Raw genomic sequence first — 22,139 nt, 5'->3', positions numbered from 1 at the left:
AAATCCCTCTTTCCTTTATTTCAAGTCTTCAACAGAATCAATATCGACGTAATCTGGCACAACCAATCCATTCTTCGTTCCTTTAAGGTTTGGTCCTAAATCGATGATATCTTCTTTATATTTATTGTAATATTCAAGATGCGTTCCTGGAAGCCATGCCGCAACAAATGCATCCGCACTTCCATTTGCAACGCCAGCAAACATTGGTCCCACTTCAACTTGGCTTAGTGTTACATCATAGCCATTCTTTTCGAGAACCTTGCCAATCACATTTGTACTGGCTATTTCCGTATCCCAGGCCACATACACAAGATTGATACTTTCACCATTTCCTTCTTTTGCACCTTTTGTCCATTCAGACACTTTATCAGGATTTGCACTGATCCATTTTTCCGCTGCTTCAGATGGAGACTTGCCCCCAGCAACTTCGACCATCACATCTTCCATATCACCCGTTTCCCAGAAGAATTGATCTAGGATTTTATACGCCCCAGGCGCATCCTTTTCGAGTCCTTGTCGAGCAATGGTATTAATGTTTTCAGCACCGCCAAAGGATTCATTCGGATCGTCAAGATACTTCAAATCGTATGTTGAGAACATCCAATGCGGTGACCAACCCGTAACGATAATCGGTTCTTTCTTATCAATCGCTTTCTTCAATTCCGCAACCATCGCGGCTGAAGAACCTTCGACAAGATTCCAGTTGTCCAAATCGTAATCTTCGATAGCCGTTTTAGTTAATTTCATCAAACCGGCTCCCGGCTCGATACCGATGATTTCATAATTGGTCTGTTCACCAAAGTTATTTGTACCGCCTTGCATGACTTCTTCTTTTTTCAAGATTGTAAATAACGCCGTACCGACCACAAGGATCGCTAGAACTGAGAAAAATACTTTCTTGCTAAGAAGCTTGCCATACGCTGGTTTACGCAGGTTTTGCGTGATGCGATCGAGAATGATGGCAATGATAACAATCGACAAGCCCGCTTCAAAGCCTTGTCCGACGTTAATTTGGCTTACTGCCCGGTAAACATCTGCCCCAAGGCCAGGTGCACCGACCAAGGAAGCCGTAACGACCATAGAAAGGGCAAGCATGATGCTTTGGTTAACTCCCGCCATAATCGTTGGCATCGCCAATGGCAATTGTACCTTGAATAGCTTTTGGCTACTCGTTGAACCGAAAGCATCCGTTGCTTCAATCAAATCATTGGGCACTTCCTGAATGCCAAGACTCGTCATTCGAATCGTTGGTGCGATGGCAAAAATGAACGACGCGATGATCCCTGGCACGACCCCTATTCCAAAAAACAGGATGGCCGGAATCAAGTAAACGAATGCAGGCATCGTTTGCATGAAATCCAGAACGGGTGTCACGATTCTTCTTACCGTCTTACTCTGTGCACTCCAGATACCGACTGGGATCCCTATCAGAATGGTGAGGAACCCTGATAATAAAACGATAGCAATCGTTTGTATGCTTGAGTCCCAATATCCTAGATTATCAATTAATAATAAGCTAACGAACGTAAATATTCCTAACGGCCATTTGCTTGTATAGGCAACTAAAAGAGTTAAAACAATAATCAATACGATGGAAGGTCCAACACTCATCACATCTACTAAGAGGTTCAATAACCCTTCGATCGCATTCGTTATAAGAGTAAATAATCCGGCAAATGCAATCGTTATCCAGTCCACTAAAGAGTCGACCCAAGCGCCTAATGGGATTTTTGGTATATTCATTGAACTTCACTCTCCATTTCTATCAGTTCATTCAATGAATCTTTATTACCTGCCAATGCCCCAATGACGGCACCACGGACAATGATTCCTTTTATTCTTCTCTTATCATCAATGACCGAAATCGGCAGACTGGAAGTTGCCATCACGTCCATAAGGTTTACAAGTAATTCTTCCTCAGGAACCGTCGGGATATCCGTTGACATCACCTCAGAAATAGATTGGTCATTTCTCAATGCCTGGCGTGCTTGCTCTGCCGACAAAGCCCCTAATAAGACTTGCTTACGATCTACGACGAATATGCTGGAATAACCTTGTTTGCGCATGATCTCAAGGGCAACCCTTGGACCACGGTCCACTGCGATTTTCTCAGGCCGCTTCATCACGTGAGATGCGGTAAGCACCTTGGATAAGTCCACATCTTCAACAAACTTCTCGACAAACTCATTAGCCGGGTTCATCATGATTTGTTCTGGTGTTCCCAGTTGGATGACGCTTCCGTCTTTCATAAGCGCAATCCTATCCCCGATTCTTAATGCCTCATCAAGATCATGGGTAATGAAAATGATCGTCTTTTTGTATTGCTCTTGAATTTCTAGCAATTCATCCTGCATGTCTTTACGGATCAACGGATCAAGCGCACTAAAGGCCTCATCCATCAACAAGACATCCGTATCGCTTGCAAGCGCACGTGCAAGACCGACCCTTTGTTGCATCCCGCCGCTAAGTTGTGAAGGCATCTGTTCTTCATATCCCTTTAACCCAACCGCTTCAAGCGCACTCATGGCTTTTTCACGTCGGATTTTCACATCCACCTTTTGAATTTCCAGCCCGTACTCGGCATTTTCCAGTATCGTTTTATGAGGGAATAAAGCAAAGTTTTGAAAAACCATGCTAATTTTCTGTTGCCTTACTTTTCTTAAGCGGGCCGCATTCATCTTTACTATATCTTCATTTTCGATTAGGATTTCGCCTAAAGTTGGATCAATCAATCGATTGAACATACGGATCAAAGTCGATTTTCCGCTTCCGGATAACCCCATGATCACGAAAATTTCACCGGGATAAATTTCAAAATTGACGTTATTCACGCCAACCGTTTGACCCGTTTCTTTCAAAATTTCCTTCTTTGACTTGCCTTGCTTCAATAAATCCGTAGCTGCTTTTGGGGATTTCCCAAAAATTTTCGAAACATTTCTGACCTCTACATATGGCTTCATTCAGTCACCTCGTTAGTTTGTTGACCATATGATGTTCAGTTCTGCTGTTTTCCTCATCTTGTGATGAGTCATCATGATTGTATAATTCTACTCTCTTAAGCTAGTCCAACCTGCACTTTCACACGAACGTCAAAAGGGGGAATGACGTAACATAATGGGTAAAACGTTACACTGTATACCAAAACGAACGCACTGAAAAATACTTAACATTCACATAATTAGTCCTGGTCATATGTGTAAAATAATTGAGTTTTTTTAGTAGAAAAAAGAGGTGCGATAGTAGAATACATGGATATCATTTAGAGTTTTCCTTAGACCACAATCAAGTATGTGTCCCTAATAAAGACAGAAGTGGCCAAATTAAGCGGTGGTTGTCCTAAACCACAACACATTAAGAAAAACACGTTTACAATGACCATGATTCATCGCTTGATCATTTACGTGTGATTATTTGAGCATTTCAAGTAGAAAAAAAAGGAGTAATCACAACTGAGGATAGTTGCAGAAACGGTGTATACCGACTGACATTTAAATGGTTTTTTACTTGGATTTTTTTGTTCGTCCCATCCCTAGGACTAAACGTTTATCCCTAAAGTACTTAATAACCTTAACAAAGATTGAAATAAGATTCAAATGAAGCAGAGTGTAAACCGTGATGATACCTGGCTTAATTGCATGATAAGATCCCACTATTCTCACGCGGATAATTTGCTTCGATTACCCTCGGTTAACTTTGACGTACCAACGGTGTAAGCCCTTACCGAAAAACCGCGTAATTGGTTCCGTACCGAAGACGTAAAAAGTTTTTTTAAAAAAATGAAATTGTTTCACATTTTTGGGTAAATCCTACGGGTTGATTTGGATAAAATTAGTAGGCAATTAGATGGATTCTACAACCCATCTAACCAGGTTTTTCAAACAAAAACGTTTAAGGCATTCCATGATTTCTATTTCACTGGTTTTCTGGCAGAAAGAATAAACTCTTCCTTTTAAAAAAATGTTAGAATAGTATTAATATTCAATTAGAAGGGATGGGATAGAATGATTAAGGAAGTCTTTTTGAACAAATTGTCTGACTCCTACATACACGTAAAGGCATTGAAAAAGGACGTTTTTTCATCACATATCAGTTTGGAAGAAGCCTATCGAATTCAACATGCTTTCACTGCCGCAAAAAGAGCAAATGATGAATGCCTGAAAGGGTATAAAATCAGTATGACTAGTCCCGAAACACAAGCCTTGTTTAACGCCAAGGAACCGTTGTATGGACAGTTAACCGATAAACAAATAACCAATAAGATTTCTTTAAGTAAGCAAATGCTAAGTCCGCTGATCGAACTGGAGTTAGTCTTTATTGTCAAAGAGCCCTTGACTGCCGCTTCTACTGAAGAAGAAATAATCAACAAAACACAAATTGCTCCAGGATTAGAAGTTCCTGATTCCCGCTTTGAGGATTGGTTTCCTAAAATGCCAAAAGAACAGGTTTGCGCAGATGGGGCAGTTGGCGGAAAAGTAACCATCGGGGAAGCAAAAGACTACACCTACACTGATATAGACAATATCAATGGCAAGTTGCTCTTCAATGGACAAACCATTGATGAAGGTACATCTTCGGTTGTAATGGGGCATCCGCTCAAGGCCATCATGTGGCTACTTGAAAAACTCGGGCAACATAATTTAACACTCGAACCAGGCATGTTCGTATCATCTGGCACATTCATCCTACCAAAAACACTAGAAATCGGGATGTATACTGGTCAATTCGAAGGAATCGGCTCCGTTACGTTATCGGTTACGGAATAAATAAGGACCGCAATGTCTCAGTGAAAAAGGGAAAGGCCTCAAAAGCCTCTCCCCTCTCCATGCATCTCATTCGAAAACGCCTCTCCCATATTTTTTCTCAACATACCCCTATCCAGCAATTTGATTGAACCCGTTCAATAACTCTCGTAAGATCACTTTCGAAGTGCTTAAGACTACTACCCTATCATCCAAAACTTCTCGTTTACTAGACTCTACTGAAAATTGAAAGAAAATTACGATAATAGTATACTGATTTTGAGATTCAGTGGTAATAAAATCCATACTACAAAAGGAAGTGTCAATATGAAAGCGCTCAGATGGCATAATACTAAAGATTTAAGATTAGACAATATCGAAGAGCCACATGCAAAAAAAGGCGAAGTTAAACTTAAAGTCGAGTGGTGTGGAATTTGTGGGAGTGACTTGCATGAGTATACGGCAGGACCCATATTCATCCCAGCGGAAGAACCACATCCTTTAAGCGGGGATAAAGCTCCGATTGTTATGGGGCATGAGTTCTCTGGAAAAGTCATTGAAATTGGTGAAGGTGTCACTAAAGTAAAAGCAGGGGATCGCGTTGTTGTGGAACCCATCTATTCATGCGGTGAATGTGATGCATGCAAACAAGGGAAATACAACCTTTGCAACAAAATGGGGTTCTACGGACTTGCTGGAGGCGGAGGCGGATTTTCCGAATACACTTCTGTTCCAGAACATATGTTACATAAACTTCCTGAAACTGTTTCATATGAGCAAGGAGCACTTGTCGAGCCCTCAGCTGTGGCTCTTCATGCTGTAAAACAAAGCAAACTACAGGTTGGCGATAAAGCTGCCGTCTTTGGAACTGGCCCAATCGGTTTATTGGTTATTGAAGCCCTTAAAGCAGCCGGAGCGGCGGAAATCTATGCGGTTGAGTTATCGGAACAACGTAGACAGAAAGCAGAAGAACTTGGAGCCATCGCAATTGACCCAAATAACGGAGATGTTGTAGAACAAATTCAAAACCTTTCAAATGGTGGAGTGGATGTTTCTTATGAAGTCACAGGAATCCCACCAGTCTTAACACAAGCCATCAACTCCACTACATTCAATGGTGAGACGATGATTGTAAGTATTTTTGAAAAAGAGGCCCCCATTCATCCGCAAAATATCGTTCTGAAAGAACGTACAGTAACGGGTATCATTGGCTATCGTGATGTATTTCCAGCTGTCATAAGCTTAATGGCACAAGGATACTTCCCGGCCGACAAACTAGTAACTAAGCGTATCACGCTTGATAATGTAATCGAAGATGGCTTCGAAGGTCTATTAAAAGAAAGAAATCAAATAAAAATATTAGTACAAGCTAAATGAGATGAAAATCCGTTAAAGAATGTTCGGATAGATGAACTGGATAGTCTAACGACTATCCAGCAACATGATCTTTATTCATTCCTTCCTGTTTTATCTATATGTAATTGCTTGCCTTCTTCGTTATTGAACACTTCACCAAGTTTACGATGGACCAAAAGAAGCTAAACGCTTGTCTACTTCATTCAATACCAATTCTTCATCTTCTATAGATCTAAACCCGCTTTAGTTTGGTCCTTTTTGATAATATCTTCTAGCTATCGTTAATTTAAATGGCTGGAATAAGTTGTTTTAAATTAACGAGATACACCTAAGTAACTATATGATGGAGGACATTCAATGAATCAGACACTTAGAAGAGCTATTGTTGAATCCCAAGAATACAACCTTTCCACGAAAAGCGCTTGGAACCTTTACCAAGAAAAAGGACAGTATCCTGATAAAAGCATCCGGGCTGAGATTTTCGATTCATGGGAAAATTCCAAGAAACTAGGCATCAGCCCATTCCAGAATAAAATTAATGAGATCATTAGCCCAAACACTTTGAAGACTCGGCTCGATAAAAACGAGCAATTGCTTTCATTCGCTACCCCGAAAATAAACAGTTTGTCAGATATCCTACATGACTCTAAAACAATGCTTTCCATTACGGATAAACATGGTACTATTCTGCACTCCTCCGGTGAAAAGGGTGTATTGGAAAATGCTGAGCGGATAAGTATTTTCACGGGGGGCACATGGAGTGAAACATCTGCAGGAACAAACGCGGTAGGAATGGTGTTGAAGACGAAACAACCTTCTCGAGTTTTGTTTTCTGAACACTTCTGTGAAAAAAATCATGATTGGTATTGTGTCGCCTCCCCCATTTTGGATCCTTTTACAAACGAGCTAATAGGAATCATCAATATTGCAGGTTGCTCTAATCAAGTGCACCAACACACGATTGGGCTCGTCATTTCAGAAGTGAACAATATATCGAAATCTATTGATCGGCAATATCATGAGTATATTCTGCGTAATAATTTATTTTTGAATACAGCACTAGAAGGTGTGGAAGATGCCGTATTTGTAGTGAATACCGGAAAAAGCATTATAGAAAAAAATAGAGTGGCCAAATCGCATTCCATCCTAAAAGATGTTCAATCAATCAAGCATCTCCCTGAATTAGATAGACTTGTTGATTCTGTCTTACTCTACGGACTGAGAATAAGAGAAGAAAAAGTAAGTCATGATGAAAACAAGCAAAAATTCATTTGCTCCATCTATCCCGTTACTTTCCAAGACGAACGGCTAGGTGCAGTCATATTTCTAAGAGAGAATTCAGCCTATCCATCTTCCATCGGACATACGCCTTCATCAGGCCGTTCCTTACATACTAAATCTACACGCTATAGCTTTGATGATATGGTCGGTTCCTCCAACGATTTTGTAGAAGTCGTGAAAAAGGCGCGAAAGGCATCGTTAATCGATGCTACACTTTTCCTAACAGGAGAAACCGGGACGGGAAAAGAAGTTTTCGCGCAGGCAATCCATCAGGCAAGCAACCGCCGTGATCAGCCTTTCGTAGCGATAAACTGTGGTGCCATCCCTCATGGATTATTTGAAAGTGAACTATTCGGTTATGAATCTGGGGCCTTTACCGGAGCTAAGGCGAAAGGCAATCCCGGGAAGTTCGAGCTGGCCCAAAAAGGCACAATCTTTCTTGATGAAATTGGAGATATGCCGCTTGATTTACAAGTTCATTTACTTCGAATACTCGAAGAGAGAGTCGTCACAAGAATTGGCGGAGATAAACCAATACCTCTCGATGTTCGTGTCATCGCTGCTACTCATAAAAATTTAGCGGAAGCGGTCAAAAAAGGCGAGTTTCGTGAGGACTTATATTATCGACTTTGCGTGATCCAAATGAGAATTCCTTCTTTGCGGGAAAGAATCGACGATGTTCCTGAGTTAGTCACCCAATTCATGGAGACCATGGGTGGTCAATTCGGAAAACCAGACATTCTGGTACACCCCGATACCATGGACTGCCTGACACAATACACATGGCCAGGAAACATAAGAGAATTAAAAAATGTTATCCAGCAAGCCCTATTCAATACGGAAGGAAATATAGTATTCCCATTCGACCTTCCTCCTGAATTGGTTAAAAATATAGGGGAAAACGAGAAAGAAGCGCTTATTGAAGCCATGATCAGAGAAAACGGAAACATTACCAACGTTGCAAAGACCCTTTGCATTTCCCGCTCTACCATCTATCGAAAAATCAAGCAGTATCAACTGAAACCAGAAGATTGGCTTGGATAATTAAATAACATGCAACGACAAAAGCCCAAACTTATCCACTCACTGATAGAGTGATACAGTTTGGGCTTTTTCTGTGAGACATTGATACATTTACTTGTTTCATTGGAACAGTTCTATATAGGAGATGATGATCAAAATAATGGGTGATAACCATTGATATTCATGGAGATGAACGAAATTCCACCCCCCTGCTCTATGTTGGCACGCCACTTGCATAATGTATTAGTGTAGGAAAAATTCCACTTCAAGATGAAAGCCAGGTGATGTAAAGATGAAGGAATTTGACGTGATTATAATTGGCGCAGGTCCTGGAGGATATGTTTCTGCCATTCGGGCTGCACAGTTAGGAAAAAAAGTCGCCATCGTCGAAAAAAAGAAAATTGGCGGGGCCTGTCTTAATGTTGGCTGTATCCCTTCCAAGACACTTTTAAAGCATGGAGAAATGATTGAAGAAATAAAAAAGGCAAACAGCTGGGGAATTGAAACGGGTGAATTATTCATTAATTTCTCAAAACTGATGAAGCGTAAAGATCAAGTAGTGCAATCATTGACGAGTGGTGTGGAACATTTGTTAAAGACAAACAAAATCACTTTACTTCAAGGAGAAGCATCCATAACGGAAAACTTAATCGTTTCAATCGGTGATGACAAAATAAAAGGCCAAAATATTTTATTGGCAACCGGAAGCAAGCCCTTCATCCCTCCAATCAAAGGGCTGGATCAAGTGGATTACCTTACTACCGATTCATTTTTTGACCTGAAGGAATTGCCGAAAGCCATGGTGATCATTGGTGGTGGAGTCATTTCGGTAGAACTGGCTTTTGCCATGGCGCCATTGGGAACGAAAGTGACAATTGTCGAAGTTGCTCCTGACATTCTATTAACCGAAGATGTGGACGCACGAAAAATCATCAAAAAGGAATTGAAAAGGAAAAACATCCAAACCATCGTTAAGGCCGATATCCGGGAAGTGAAAAAAGATCAGGTTATATTAGCAGACCAAGAAATCTCCTATGATACCCTGCTAGTCGCAACCGGTAGAACCCCTAATATTGAGTTGGTACAAGACCTAAAAATAAAAATGGATGATACCAACAAGTTTGTGGCAGTCAATGAATACTATGAAACTAGTAAGAAACATGTTTATGCAGTAGGAGATTTAATCGGAGGCTATCAGTTGGCTCATGCGGCGAGTGCAGAAGGTCTAGTTGCAGTACATGCAATGAATGGCGAAGCTCCCCAACCCATAGATCAGACTGAAATCCCTAGATGCGTATATACTCATCCCGAAATTGCTTCATTTGGGCTAAGTGAAGAGCAAGCCAAGAATGCCAATTATGATGTAAGCGTCACCACCTCTCCCCTTTCTGGAAATGGAAAAGCCATTGCCATGGGAGAAACAGAAGGTTTTGTTAAAATCATCTCCGATCGTACATATCAGGAAATTTTGGGGGCGGTTATTGTCGGTGCCCACGCAACCGAGTTAATCGGGGAAATTTTGGCTGTGAAACACTCAGAAGGAACGATGAATGAGCTTGCAAGCCTTATACATGCACATCCTGCAGTGGCTGAAGCAATTGGAGAAAGCGCAAATGCATTATTCAAACAAGCGATTCATATGTAAACACCAAACAAGGAGGAATTACGAATGGAAAAGAATGAAGCACTTTGGATTTATCAAAAGATGAATGAAATTAGATTTTTTGAAGATGATGTACACCGCACCTTTGGAAAAGGTTTAATACCAGGATTTGTCCATTTATACGCGGGTGAAGAAGCCGTTGCAACCGGAGTGATGAGTTTATTGGATGACGAGGATTATATTACAAGTACTCACCGTGGACATGGACATGCCATTGCAAAAGGTTGCGATATCAATGGCATGATGGCTGAAATCATGGGGAAAAAAGATGGCCTGGGTGGAGGAAAAGGCGGCTCCATGCATGTTGCCGACGTTGATAAAGGAATGCTAGGCGCCAACGGGATTGTTGGTGGTGGGTTTGGACTAGCTGCCGGTGCAGCTCTTAGCATTAAGACATTAGGTCGGGACAATGTAGCTGTTTGCTTCTTCGGCGATGGTGCTTCAAATGAGGGTACGTTCCACGAAGGGCTAAATCTTGCTTCCATCTTAGATCTACCTGTTATCTTTGTGTGTGAAAATAACCAATTCGGCGAAGGCACACCTTTCCGATATGCAAGTGCCTCTAAAACAGTGGTCGAAAGGGCTCCAGCTTATAATATGCCAGGTGTACGTGTGGATGGCATGGATGTCGAAGCCGTATACAACGCAACAAAAGAAGCGATTGAACGGGCCAAATCCGGTAAAGGTCCTACATTAATTGAATGCGACACATACCGGCAATATGGTCACTTTGAAGGGGACGAACAAAAATACAAGACGGATGAAGATCCCAATAAAGACCGTGATCCCATTCCTGAATTCCGTGAAAAAGCGATTAAAAATGGTTGGATGACTGCAGAAGAAGCGGATTCCATTGAAGCAGCGGCAGAAAAAACAATCAAAGAGGCAGCTGCTTTTGCGGAAGCGAGTCCATTACCGGATGAATCCACTCTATATACGGATATATTTGCATAAGAATAGGAGGAATTATAATGACGAATAGACAAATTACTTTTATGTCCGCTATTACAGAAGCGATGGCACAAGCGATGCGAAAAGATGAAACGGTTATATTAATCGGTACTGACGTTGCCGGGGGTGCTAAAGTAGACCACTTAGTTCAAGATGATGGTCGTCATGATGATGCATTTGGCGGTGTTTTCGGTTTATCTAAAGGACTGGTTTCAGAGTTCGGCCGTGGACGTATCATTGACACGCCTATTGCGGAACATGGTTATTTTAGTGCAGCGGTCGGTGCTGCCGCTACAGGTTTGCGCCCTATTTCTGAATTGATGTTTAACGACTTTATCGGGTTTGCTTTGGATCCCATTTTAAACCAGGGGGCCAAGATGCGGTATATGTTTGGCGGAAAGGCAAAAATCCCGCTTACTGTCCGGACCGTACACGGTGCGGGAGCAGGTGCTGCGGCTCAACACTCCCAAACATTATATGGAATGTTCGGTTCTATTCCAGGCGTTAAAGTGGTCGTTCCTTCCAATCCCTATGATGCCAAGGGTTTGATGTTAGCAGCAATTGAAGAAGATAATTTAGTCATTTTCTCAGAAGATAAATTGCTATATGGCATGAAAGGCGATGTGCCTGAAGAATACTACACGATTGAAATTGGTAAAGCGAATGTGACTAGAGAAGGAACGGACCTTACCATTGTAGCCATCGGCAAAATGGTTCAGGTAGCTCTTGAAGTTGCAGAAACATTAAATAAAGACAGAATCTCAGTTGAAGTAATTGATTTAAGAACGGTGGCACCATGGGATCAGGAGACCGTTTTGAAGTCTGTCAAAAAAACGGGACGGCTCATTGTCATTGATGAATCCAACCCACATAACAACACGGCTACGGATATTGCCTCGGTAGTTGCAGATAAAGCTTTCGATTATCTTGATGGCCCAATCAAAACCGTTTGTGCACCAAATACACCAGTTCCATTTGCTTCTAACCTAGAGAAAGCCTACATTCCAGATGCAAAAAAAGTGTTAACAGTTGCCGAAGAATTAATAGCTGATTTGAAAAAATACGTAACGAACTAGGAGGTGAACCTACTATGAGTGAAGCGATCGTAATGCCTAAATTAGGAATGACCATGACAGAAGGCACAATTGTGGAATGGTATAAAGAAGTGGGAGACTCAGTTAATAAAGGCGAACCCATTTTAATGATCAGTTCGGAAAAATTAAACCAAGACGTTGAAGCCCCGATAACGGGCGTTTTGTTAACTAAGAATGGTGAAGTGGAAGATGAACTGGAAGTCGGTGCCACGATCGCCGTGATCGGAGACGAGGGAGAAACGATTGTAACGGATGATTTACAGGCCGTTCAATCGGATTCCCCTGCTACCCCTGAAAGTTCGGAGGCTAGTGGTAATACAGCCGTATTAGTGAAAAACGAAGAAAAGACAAGTAAAGGCGACCGGACTTTCATTACTCCACTAGCTAAAAAGATGGCCAACGCTGAGAATTTGGATATTGATTTAATTAAAGGTACCGGTGGCAATGGTAGAATTACCAAACGGGATATTCAGCATGCATTAGCAAGCCGAGTGGACGATACTCCCCCTGCCCCACCTTCACCTACACCGGCAATTGCGGAAAATGTAGGGGAAGGACTTCCTCCAATGCGAAAAGCAATTGCTCGGAATATGCGGAGAAGTTTGGCACAGACGGCACAATTGACTTTACATCGTAAAGCCAATGCAGATCACTTGATCGATTTCCAGAAAGTGTTGAGGAAAGAAATTGAGTCAAGTGAATTAGATGTCAAACTCACTTTAACCGTGTTAATTGCAAGAGCAACTGTACTTGCTTTACAAGAGTTGAAGAAAATGAACTCTCTCTATCATGATGGTCAATTGACAGAGTTCGATGAGGTTCACCTAGGAATCGCCACTTCGCTAAAAGATGGCTTGTTAGTCCCTGTTATTAAGGATGCCCATCAAAAAACAATCGGCAGCCTAGCGAAAGAAATAAAGGAATTATCGGAAAAAGCCAAAAATGGAGAAGCGGGCGGAGACTTGCTTTCCGGCTCTACATTCACCATTACCAACTTAGGAGCCAGTGGAATCGAATACTTTACACCAATTTTGAATTCGCCAGAAACAGGCATTCTAGGGGTAGGAGCTTTTCAGGATGAACTGACCCTAACAGAAAATGGCACAGTCAAATCGGTTAAGAAAATTCCATTCAGTATAACCTTTGACCATCAAATTCTAGACGGTGCAAGCGCCGCAGAATTCTTAACAATTTTGATTAAATATATTGAATCTCCTTATCTATTAGTTCTTTAAGTTTTAAAAACATATAAAAATGTTTTCCAATTTCATCTTATCCCCTTCCATTTACCATATGGACCGGTGATAAAGCATAAAAGAGAAGCTGACCAAAAAAGGTCAGCTTCTTGTACTTTTAGTGAATCGTCTTTAATAGATCTTTCATTACTAAAAGTTGTTTTTGTTGAGTCGTGATAATGTTTTGGAGAAGGGTTTTGAGTTCGGCATTTTGCGTATATTTCAAGATATTTTGGGACATTTTGATGGCACCTTCATGATGCGGAATCATTTCCTCCAGGAAATCTTGATCGATATTACCCGTTGGTTTGGCATCTTCCATTGAGGCAATCATCGTTTTATAGATTGTTTGATAAGCTTTTAAGTAGGATGCTTCTGCCTTCTGGTTTACTTGCGGATTCATTTTCATTTTATTTCTAAGAGCTTCCATCTTTCCTATACCGGCAAGCTGGTCTCTTATAATGTTTGAAGCTATCAGCTTGACCTGTTCATCATGGCCATATTTCAAGACATTTTCAGCCATCGATATCGCCGCTTCGTGATGGGGAATCATTTCATATAAAAAATCAAGACTAGGGTCACCTGTCTTAGGTGCTTCCTCCATTCCTTTTTTCATGACTTGCAGGATCCGTTGATAATTATCATAATACGCTTTTTCCTCTAAACCTACCTCTGCATGTGCCTGAATACTAAACATGCAGAGTATCAGTGTAAGAAAACCTATAGTGGCTGTTCGAGTACATACCCTCATGATTGTCCCCTCCTATATGTATGCATATTTTATTTTGCAAAATGGAGGCTTATTTTATTCAAGGTAGAATGGCTTCTTCCATTCAGTCGGGGTCGGTTAACCGCTGCTCTAGACCATTGATCCATTATCGGGATTTAAAAAAGGCAAGCGAATCAAGATTCACTTGCCTTTTGATAGTATGATTTATGTAATCGGTGACTTTTAAAATCTTATTTTAAGCGAGTAACAATTAATAAATCTTCAACCGGCATTTCATAGGCACGATTACCAAGTTCATGCTTTAAACGTTCATTATCTTCATACTCTTCGGGTGAAAAGTCATCTTCACGACCTTTTTTCAAGTAATCATAGAAAATTGGTGGCAAGAAGTCTTCTTTCAATAATACTTCTACCGCTTCGCCATTTTCTTTTTTGAATACATATGCATATCCCGTTGGACGGTATGGATCATATTGTGCTTTTGGATAGTTGACATCAACAGTATACACCCCGCGGGTCTTTGCACGTGTGACAAATTCAAATACATCACGGAATCCCGGGCCACCATGACCGGAAAGAACCGAAAGATCTTTGCGGTTTGGAATTTCGTCTCCGTATAATGCTTCAAATGCCGCTTCTACCACACGGAATCCTACACCAAGTGCCATATAGGCTGCGTAGCCATGGTACTTTTTGATGTCGTCGAAAGAAATCTCGATCAAATCATCTCGATCATAAATTTTAATTGTTCTCATAAATGTTGTCTCCTAATAGTGTTATTGATCCTGTTGCATTATAAAAAAATCTCATTACCTTCTTATTAATGCTCCAGACTTTCTATCTTGTTATTAATCCTACCATCTAAAAATCGTTCTGTCGCGGCATGAATTAAAGGGGTTATCTGCATCACCTGATGGTCCCTAGTTGTGGAGAGTATTTTAAATATGTAGTCTAAACTGGATACAAGAAAAATAAAGAGGTAGCAAGCCAATTACAAAGAGTGAAATGAAGCCATTTAGTCAATATTTAAATGTTGTTGCTTCTGGATTCGCTCGATACGTTATGATTACAAAAATCAAAATAGAAGGGATGATGACAGTAGCTAAAAGTACTGGAACAAAAACACTTTTTGACCTAAAAAAACCTTCATCCAGTGTGAAACGTGGGGACGGTTCTCAGTGTTTCATTTTTTTTGCTTCTCGAATAAATAACCACTCGCAATAGATGATTCATCTTCTTGTTTTCGTATTTGGGCCTTATGTAAAGTATGTTTTGTTCCCCATTCATGCATGTCATTTAATATTTTTTCTAGACTTCTCCCATAGGCCGTAATGGAATATTCTACTTTTGGCGGTACAACTGGGTACACGACACGCTGAATAATATCTTCAGCTTCTAATTCTCTCAATTGGTTTGTCAGCATCTTTTGGGTTATTCCTGGTATTTTTTGCTTTAGCTCACTAAAACGTAGCGGACTCTCAGTTAATAGATGTAACAAAATGATTGGTTTCCACTTCCCAACTAATGTTTCTAAAGCATCCCCAACCTTACATAAATCTGGAATTATTTTAGTATTTCTTTCAGTCAATTATCTTTCCTCCAATCCAATAGTATCCTTTTGGATACTATAGCACTTTAAAGTGCCTACTTCACTAAAAATGGTTTATAGGTAATAATAATAACTATCATAGAATAGTATTTATAAAATAAAAGAAGGAGTTGTTGTTACTTATGGTAGATGTAGGGATTTTACTTATTAGGGTTATGATTGGAATTATTTTTGTATTTTATGGAACACAAAAACTATTTGGATGGTTCGGAGGGCACGGAATAAAAGGGACAGCAGGCTGGTTTGAGTCAATTGGAATTAAACCAGGAACATTAATTGCAACATTCAGTGGCATATTTGAGTTAGTTGCGGGAGTTTTGTTCATACTTGGTCTTTTCTTACCACTTGGAGCAGCACTAATTACAATTATTATGATTGGCTCAATTGCCACAGTACACGGAAAAAATGGATTTTCAAACACAACTGGAGGATTTGAGTACAATATCGTACTCATTGTCATGGCAATCGGATTAGCCTTAATTGGTCCTGGTGGATATTCACTATAAAAGAAGGGGCTGTCTTATAAGTCCCTAAAATAAAAACAGGTGAAGAAAAACGATTTGTTTTTCTTCACCTGTTTTTTTCCATTTTTATAATAATCTACTCAAAGTAGCTGACGCAAGCCAGCTATCTTCAGTAAATTATGTGCCATAGCTACGATGCCAAACTCCGTTTGGACTTTCACTAAGCCCCGAAGCAAAAAGCGACGGAACTACTTATTTCTGAACGATAGGGTTGTCTACCATATAATTAGATTCCCGGTTTAGACGAACTTTTAGGGATTTTTTCATAGTCTGTTGGATTAAGAGTATGAACCGATCCATCCGTTACACCAGAGATTATTCCCATCAGACCTGTTTCAACCGTTTTCACTAACTGACCTTTCTGTTTTTGCCCAAAGTTTTGTGTTTGTCCACTCACTTCAAATAGAACCGTTCCACTTCCATTTAACGCAAATGCCCCTAAAGCAGTTCCTGGCAGATCAACGGTTTGATCGTACAGTGAAATATTCGTAAACACAGAATTCCCTTTTGCTTGTAATGCATTATAGGCAGTAAGAGTTAACTGACGGGAGAAATCATATTTAAAGTTATCTGCATACTCTTTATACTTAGCCCCTGCAGGTGTGCTAGGATCGTTGACGAATTTTCCTGATATAGACATCGTCACGCGGTCATCAGTTCCTTCAATATAGGGGAACCCTTGGTGATGAAGATCGATGAAAACATCCACTTTACCGAATTTCGATTTTAACCCTTTATATATGTCACGTACCGTTTGTGATTCAGGTGTAATGAACCAGCCTGGCTTTTCCGATGCCCCTGGGAAGTCTTGAGGCTGTGGCACATAGTTTAGGTTTGGATTAAAGTCACGGTTCACATCAAATCCCGGTTTGCTAGCATAGTCGTCTCCCGATCTTGGAGTCGTGTAATAATTCCAAGTTGGTTTAGCATTCGAAAGTTGTGGGAATTTCCCTACCACCTCTGACCATGTCATCTCATTTCCACGACGATCAAGCTCTGATCCATCTACGTTCATCATAGGTATAGCAACGATTGTTAGTTCATCAAGCATTTTTTTCACATCAGGTGAATTACTTTTACCTAGGTTTTCAAGAATGTTTAATAACGCAACCGTTCCTGTTTTTTCATTCCCATGAATTTCACTTTGGATAAGAACAACTTTTTTACCATGCCCTACCGTCACTTTGTGAATGGAACGACCTTGATTGGTTTGTCCAGCCACTTCCACTTTCACTTTCCCCTTACTCACTTGCTCAAGCTGATTTAACTTTTTTACAAGCTCATCATAATTAAGGAATGCTTCGATAGAAAGGTTCGTTCCACCAGTCGGATTTGGTCCTCGTTCAGCGAAGCCGACATTCGGGCCAAGTAATGCTGCAGCTACTATGGTTGAACTTAAAACTTTTAAAAATTTCTTTTTCACTTCCATTCCCCTATTCTGAATATTATTTATTAGTTAGTATATTCTATTAATCCCTCATTTTTCCTTTTGAACTATAGTAAACACCTAGAAAGGCCTACTTCTTACAACGTCACCCATGTCCTTTTTCACAGAAACCAACACTAGTAACATCTCCCTTTCTAATAAAGAGATGGAGCTGTTCGCCGATATTTTACGATACAATAATAAAGAATCCATTTTGAGCAAAGATTGATCAAAATGGATTCTTATCTATTCATGTTGCGCTTATTTAAAGTTCGATCCCTACCTGTTTGCTTTTCAATCGTGCATATATGACGAAAAAATCCCATCTGTTAGTTTATGTGATACCTTAGTTTAGCTTTTAGTAAGGTATTGTTTTACCTTATTCGCATCTTTAGAAGGATATTGATATTCAAGATTACTAGCTACTTCAATCGCTACTTGCTCAAACAAGTCAATGGTTTCAAACAAGGCATGCCACACCTGTTCATAATCCCCGGTAGGATAGGTTTTCATCAATCTTTCCCACATCTCGTTATTGAGATAACGCTTCAAATACTTACTGTTTTTCCCTACACTCAAAGAAAAATTTGTTTCTATACCAACTTTCCACTCAAGCATGGTTAGTAACATTTCTCTTACACCGTTTAAGTGGGCATAAGCGTAGAGTATCTCTTGTCTCCATAACCCTTTTGCTACATAAGTGGAAACCCACCAAAATTCATTACAACAATCTGCAAAAAATTCAGCCGAAGGCTTTTTTACCCAGTACTCTTTATCCGTTGGTTCAGAGAGCTTAGGCATATTCCCATCTTTATCTAATAAAATAACGGTTAATCCATCTTCTAAACAATATTTCTCTTTTTCCTCAATCGGAACCAGCATTAAATCAAGTCGATTACCATCCTCGAATAACATTAAGTAGGTGAATCTCCCATCCAATTCAGGTGGAAACATCACCATATCCTCTGGTGTTTGCATGATAATTCTTTTCCCAAACACATTTACCCAATCAGGATTAAAAAGAAACGATTGTACGTCAGATACAAGATAGACCATATCATAATCTCTTAAAGTATCTTTCGGTACATTAGAATTTGTCCGAGAACCATTCATAGCAACAGCTCTTACTCTCTCATCTCTCTCAGCAACTCGTAATATCAATTCCATCATTTCTTTTTCTGAACGCATTTATTCTCCTCCGACTATTTTATTCTTTATACGCATTCCTTATAGATGGGCCTCACTATTAAAGTACAGGTTAGCAGATTCTAGCCCCCATAACAAAAAAGGCCATCGTCAATCAGAGAGATCTTTCTCTTTTATTAACACGCAAAAGGGCGCGCAAATGATATTAAGGGAGATAGCGAGACTCCAAAAAGTTTAGGACATTCCATTATAAATAAAATGATGAATATTTACGTTCATATACAAAGAAACCTCCTATCAGTTCATTAAACTGATAGGAGACCTTCCACTTAAAAAGCTATTTGGGTAAGCATCATTTCTCATTACCCATTGCTTTATCAAGAAATACAATTTTCCCTGATTGCTGATTAATCCTTCACAATATAACATTTTCGAATCTTGTCGTTGCCTTTAGTCTCCACGTAAACCTTATAAGGTCCCACTTGATATACGTCTGTGGCATTGTTCTTGATTAGTATCTCCTCAGTGAAGTTCTCCGTCGAACCATCGGAATATGACTCTTTAACGCTGATTTTCAGCCTGTTCTGCTTACCATTCAGTTTCCCTACCGTAGCCAATGGCGTCGCCTTGTCGACAGTGACTACCGGCAGCATTGCCGCACCAAGTATTTTGGTGCCATCATAGATAACGACTGCATAATTATCGCCGGGGTCAACATCGCTGCCTTTAACGCTGATTGTCGCTTTGCCTTTTGCGAATTTCGCAGTAGCTACTGAAACACCGTCCTTTACCAATACTGCTTTGGAACCGTCAGGGACATCCGCTGTGACGGGGATTTTGGTGTCACGATCTCTCACGATACGCTCCACCGGTGCTAGGCTAATTTCCACGCCCAGATTGGTTGAGTCTTCGTATAAATAGTTGGACACGTACTCATACAGCTTCACACGACTATTGTCTGCATAATTTTCCAATGGCTCCGTTCCTCCTTGGCCAATGAAACCGTTTTCATTACCATGCAGTGCATAGGTGTAATGGTTGGAACCCGTATGGGAAAATAGTGTCGTCTCACCTGTATCGGGATCTATGCTGGTATTAAACCATACCGCCCGATCTAGTGCACGATCACCAATAGTTGTGTCTGTCCGTAAAGGAGCCGTATCGTCATTGCTCAAATCCCGCCACAAAATAGTGGGGGCGACAAGTCCGCCGTGAACTAGACTCAACATTGTGTATCCCGTGTATCCCTTCGCTTTTGTGTATGGTCCCGGGTCGGGGCTGGCACTCTCTTTAAAGATAAATCTCATATTATCCTGAATCTGCTTCGGCTCTTTAATAATGTCGTCCTCTATCGTGACAGGAGTACCCGCAATACCTCGTTTGGCGTTGGTCACACCGCCAGTGGCCGGGATAGATGGTACATTCCTATTGGTCAGGGCCATACCTGAGTTGGATGAGACAACGATATATGTCTTACCGGATTCGATTGTTTTGGCCAATCTCCAAAAGTTTTCCGGAGTATTGAAGTCAGTAACACGCGCTGGAATAATTGGCATCCAGTTTTGATCCCAAAGAGATTTCTTCAAGGTCAAATTTTTCAAATCATCAGCGTCTATACTCTTATCTGTTTGAATAGTTAGCGTGCCACCTGTATGTTTTGGTAAGGGCTTAAATTCCTTACTGTTGAGCATGGCTTGCTTACCGTTGTCCTTATTATAGAACGCCTGAAATAATTTGAGTTTACTTTTACCATCACTAAAGCGGGTATTGACGGAGGAGCGGAAGCCCGTATCCGTATAGTTTTGGTCCTTCTCCCATTCAGCGGTCATATGCCCGAAGTTTATCGTATACTTCGTTGATCTATTCGGGTTTTCCTTCCTGGCTATCTCTACCGTCGCCACGGCTGGCTTCCCGCCGCTCACCGCTCCACTTGCAGGGTCGAGCTTAACGCCGACGTCAACTTCATCGTTGTCGTATTGATGTGCGACATTGGAAGCGGAGAAGTCAATGTTTGACACGTCCTTTGGGACATTGACATCAAATTCGGTTTTGCCCTCGACATTGAAAACATCCTCCCCGAATTTAAATGAGGTGAGTTTTGGTGGCAACTCATCGAGTCCTAGATAGGCCTCCGGATTTATTATGGCCCAATACGCTTCTTTAGGGGCACGCTTGGAGTCGAATGGCAGCGGGTAACCCGTGCTGCGCCAGCTGTTATTATCGGCCACACCCCAGAAAGTAACGCGTTCTATATTATCGGAATACTTCTTATATAACATGAACAGCTTGGCGTACAATACCGCTTGCTCCTTCAATTGCTCCTTGGTAGGCGGAACCTCGGATGAAGTACCGTTAAATTGTACGTCGAGTTCAGTTATACTAATCTCCAACCCGGTTTCACTATATATCTTTAAAACTCCCTCTAAATTATCCACATTGAGTCTGAGGTTGTAATGCCCTTGTATCCCGATGCCCTCAATCAGTTTCCTGCCATTTGCCTCAGGGTGTTCATTCGCATATTTTTGGTTGAGTTCCTTGGCCATTGAGGCAATAGCGATTGCTTTGTTGGGGATTTCTTCGTCGTTAAAATCATTGTAGTAGAGAATGGCGTCCGGATCAGCCTCACGCGCTAACAAGAAGGAATCATAGATATAATCCCAACCATTTCCGCCGTTAGAGTAAGCATCAAACCATCTTGATGGACGTTCTATTGGATTAATGTCAGAGCGAAGCGCCTTCCGCCAGTCGGTCGGGTTTTCTGGATTATCCCTCATTGCTTCGTTAACAACGTCCCAGGTGTCGAGCTTATAAGGGCCCTGACTATAGTGCCCGGCGATTGTCGATATATACTTTTGTAAGCTCGCCCGGGCCTCGGTATAATTCAGACCAGCCGGCGGCCAGCCAGCCGACTGATTATGCCAGGCCAACGCGTGTCCAATCGTATAGAAACCGTCAGCTTTGACTTGGGTTAACAATTTGTCGGCTGATGTGAATGACGGATTGCTAGTTGCATTGGGCCAAATGGAGTCCGGTTTCGTAGCATTTTCGGGCGTCAGCGCATTATAGTGGAATTTCATAAAATCATACTTCGCTGAATCCGTTAAGTCGCCCGGGCTAACAGTATTCCCAATAAGGAAATAGTCTTTGTAGACATCTTTCAGTGACACGACCTCTGCCTTTGAAGCATCCTTAACCTCAGCCGCTGAAGCATGGTTTACCTGCATTGCGGTATCGATAAAAAAAATTATGGTAAAAGCCAGCGTTAAAAAATACGTCAGAAGCTTTCTAGCTTTTCTCTTCAAAAAATCATTCCTTTCATAATTTAAATTTCTCTTTTTTTTATTCTCCATTACCCCAAGTAG

General features: G+C 41.0%; 16 protein-coding genes. 8 read left to right on the top strand and 8 right to left on the bottom strand.

Going from position 1 to position 22,139, the window contains the following annotated elements; translation table 11 throughout:
• Positions 1–15 precede the first annotated feature (15 nt).
• Positions 16–1,743 carry a glycine betaine ABC transporter substrate-binding protein gene (locus tag ACIQXU_RS18605; RefSeq protein WP_402991613.1) on the bottom strand — a complete coding sequence of 576 codons (1,728 nt, stop codon included), beginning with the start codon at positions 1,741–1,743 and terminating at the stop codon, positions 16–18.
• Positions 1,740–2,960: a quaternary amine ABC transporter ATP-binding protein gene (locus ACIQXU_RS18600; RefSeq protein ID WP_402875515.1), complete on the bottom strand. Its 1,221-nt coding sequence runs from the start codon at positions 2,958–2,960 to the stop codon at positions 1,740–1,742. The genes ACIQXU_RS18605 and ACIQXU_RS18600 overlap by 4 nt, the downstream gene beginning before the upstream one ends.
• Positions 2,961–4,001: 1,041 nt before the next feature.
• On the opposite strand from ACIQXU_RS18600, the gene ACIQXU_RS18595 reads away from it, so the two are divergent.
• The 7 genes from ACIQXU_RS18595 (at position 4,002) to ACIQXU_RS18565 (ending at position 13,342) form a co-directional block, all read left to right on the top strand.
• Entirely contained in the window at positions 4,002–4,763 is a 762-nt protein-coding gene (locus tag ACIQXU_RS18595; RefSeq protein WP_402959466.1) for a 2-keto-4-pentenoate hydratase, read from the top strand.
• 303 nt (positions 4,764–5,066) lie between these two features.
• Positions 5,067–6,116 carry a 2,3-butanediol dehydrogenase gene (locus ACIQXU_RS18590; RefSeq protein ID WP_402991610.1) on the top strand — a complete coding sequence of 350 codons (1,050 nt, stop codon included), beginning with the start codon at positions 5,067–5,069 and terminating at the stop codon, positions 6,114–6,116.
• Between the two features lie 336 nt (positions 6,117–6,452).
• Entirely contained in the window at positions 6,453–8,420 is a 1,968-nt protein-coding gene (locus ACIQXU_RS18585; protein ID WP_402991607.1) for a sigma-54-dependent Fis family transcriptional regulator, read from the top strand.
• Positions 8,421–8,691: 271 nt separating this feature from the next.
• Positions 8,692–10,044, top strand: a complete 1,353-nt coding sequence (gene lpdA, locus ACIQXU_RS18580; protein WP_402991604.1) for a dihydrolipoyl dehydrogenase — start codon at positions 8,692–8,694, stop codon at positions 10,042–10,044.
• 24 nt (positions 10,045–10,068) lie between these two features.
• Positions 10,069–11,016 (top strand): thiamine pyrophosphate-dependent dehydrogenase E1 component subunit alpha, encoded by a 948-nt coding sequence (locus ACIQXU_RS18575; protein WP_402875505.1) that lies wholly within the window; start codon positions 10,069–10,071, stop codon positions 11,014–11,016.
• Between the two features lie 17 nt (positions 11,017–11,033).
• A complete protein-coding gene (locus ACIQXU_RS18570; protein WP_402875503.1) occupies positions 11,034–12,089 on the top strand; it encodes an alpha-ketoacid dehydrogenase subunit beta in 1,056 nt (351 codons plus the stop codon).
• A gap of 14 nt (positions 12,090–12,103) precedes the next feature.
• Entirely contained in the window at positions 12,104–13,342 is a 1,239-nt protein-coding gene (locus ACIQXU_RS18565; RefSeq protein ID WP_402875501.1) for a dihydrolipoamide acetyltransferase family protein, read from the top strand.
• A 118-nt stretch (positions 13,343–13,460) separates the two neighbouring features.
• Here the strand turns inward: ACIQXU_RS18565 and ACIQXU_RS18560 are convergent, their stop codons facing one another.
• The 3 genes from ACIQXU_RS18560 to ACIQXU_RS18550 form a co-directional block, all read right to left on the bottom strand.
• Positions 13,461–14,093 carry a DUF305 domain-containing protein gene (locus ACIQXU_RS18560; RefSeq protein ID WP_402991601.1) on the bottom strand — a complete coding sequence of 211 codons (633 nt, stop codon included), beginning with the start codon at positions 14,091–14,093 and terminating at the stop codon, positions 13,461–13,463.
• A 209-nt stretch (positions 14,094–14,302) separates the two neighbouring features.
• Entirely contained in the window at positions 14,303–14,827 is a 525-nt protein-coding gene (locus tag ACIQXU_RS18555; protein WP_402991598.1) for a hypothetical protein, read from the bottom strand.
• Positions 14,828–15,255: 428 nt separating this feature from the next.
• On the bottom strand, positions 15,256–15,660 hold the full coding sequence (locus tag ACIQXU_RS18550; protein WP_402991596.1) for a winged helix-turn-helix transcriptional regulator: 405 nt from the start codon (positions 15,658–15,660) through the stop codon (positions 15,256–15,258).
• A 143-nt stretch (positions 15,661–15,803) separates the two neighbouring features.
• Here ACIQXU_RS18550 and ACIQXU_RS18545 point away from each other — a divergent pair, with 143 nt between their 5' ends.
• Complete coding sequence (locus ACIQXU_RS18545) at positions 15,804–16,187, top strand: DoxX family protein (protein WP_402991593.1); 384 nt, start codon at positions 15,804–15,806, stop codon at positions 16,185–16,187.
• Positions 16,188–16,431: 244 nt separating this feature from the next.
• On the opposite strand, the gene ACIQXU_RS18540 is transcribed toward ACIQXU_RS18545, so the two are convergent.
• The 3 genes from ACIQXU_RS18540 to ACIQXU_RS18530 form a co-directional block, all read right to left on the bottom strand.
• A complete protein-coding gene (locus ACIQXU_RS18540) occupies positions 16,432–17,628 on the bottom strand; it encodes a M14 family zinc carboxypeptidase (protein WP_402991590.1) in 1,197 nt (398 codons plus the stop codon).
• 354 nt (positions 17,629–17,982) lie between these two features.
• Complete coding sequence (locus ACIQXU_RS18535) at positions 17,983–18,819, bottom strand: aminoglycoside 6-adenylyltransferase (RefSeq protein WP_402991587.1); 837 nt, start codon at positions 18,817–18,819, stop codon at positions 17,983–17,985.
• 365 nt (positions 18,820–19,184) lie between these two features.
• The gene (locus ACIQXU_RS18530) at positions 19,185–22,127 is read right to left on the bottom strand and encodes an endo-1,4-beta-xylanase (RefSeq protein WP_402991585.1); all 2,943 of its coding nucleotides are present in this window, start codon (positions 22,125–22,127) and stop codon (positions 19,185–19,187) included.
• Positions 22,128–22,139 lie beyond the last annotated feature (12 nt).

It is taken from the genome of Peribacillus sp. NPDC097284 (genome assembly GCF_044761765.1).
Classification (GTDB): domain Bacteria; phylum Bacillota; class Bacilli; order Bacillales; family DSM-1321; genus Peribacillus.
This window is presented reverse-complemented; position numbering and strand designations above follow the sequence as displayed.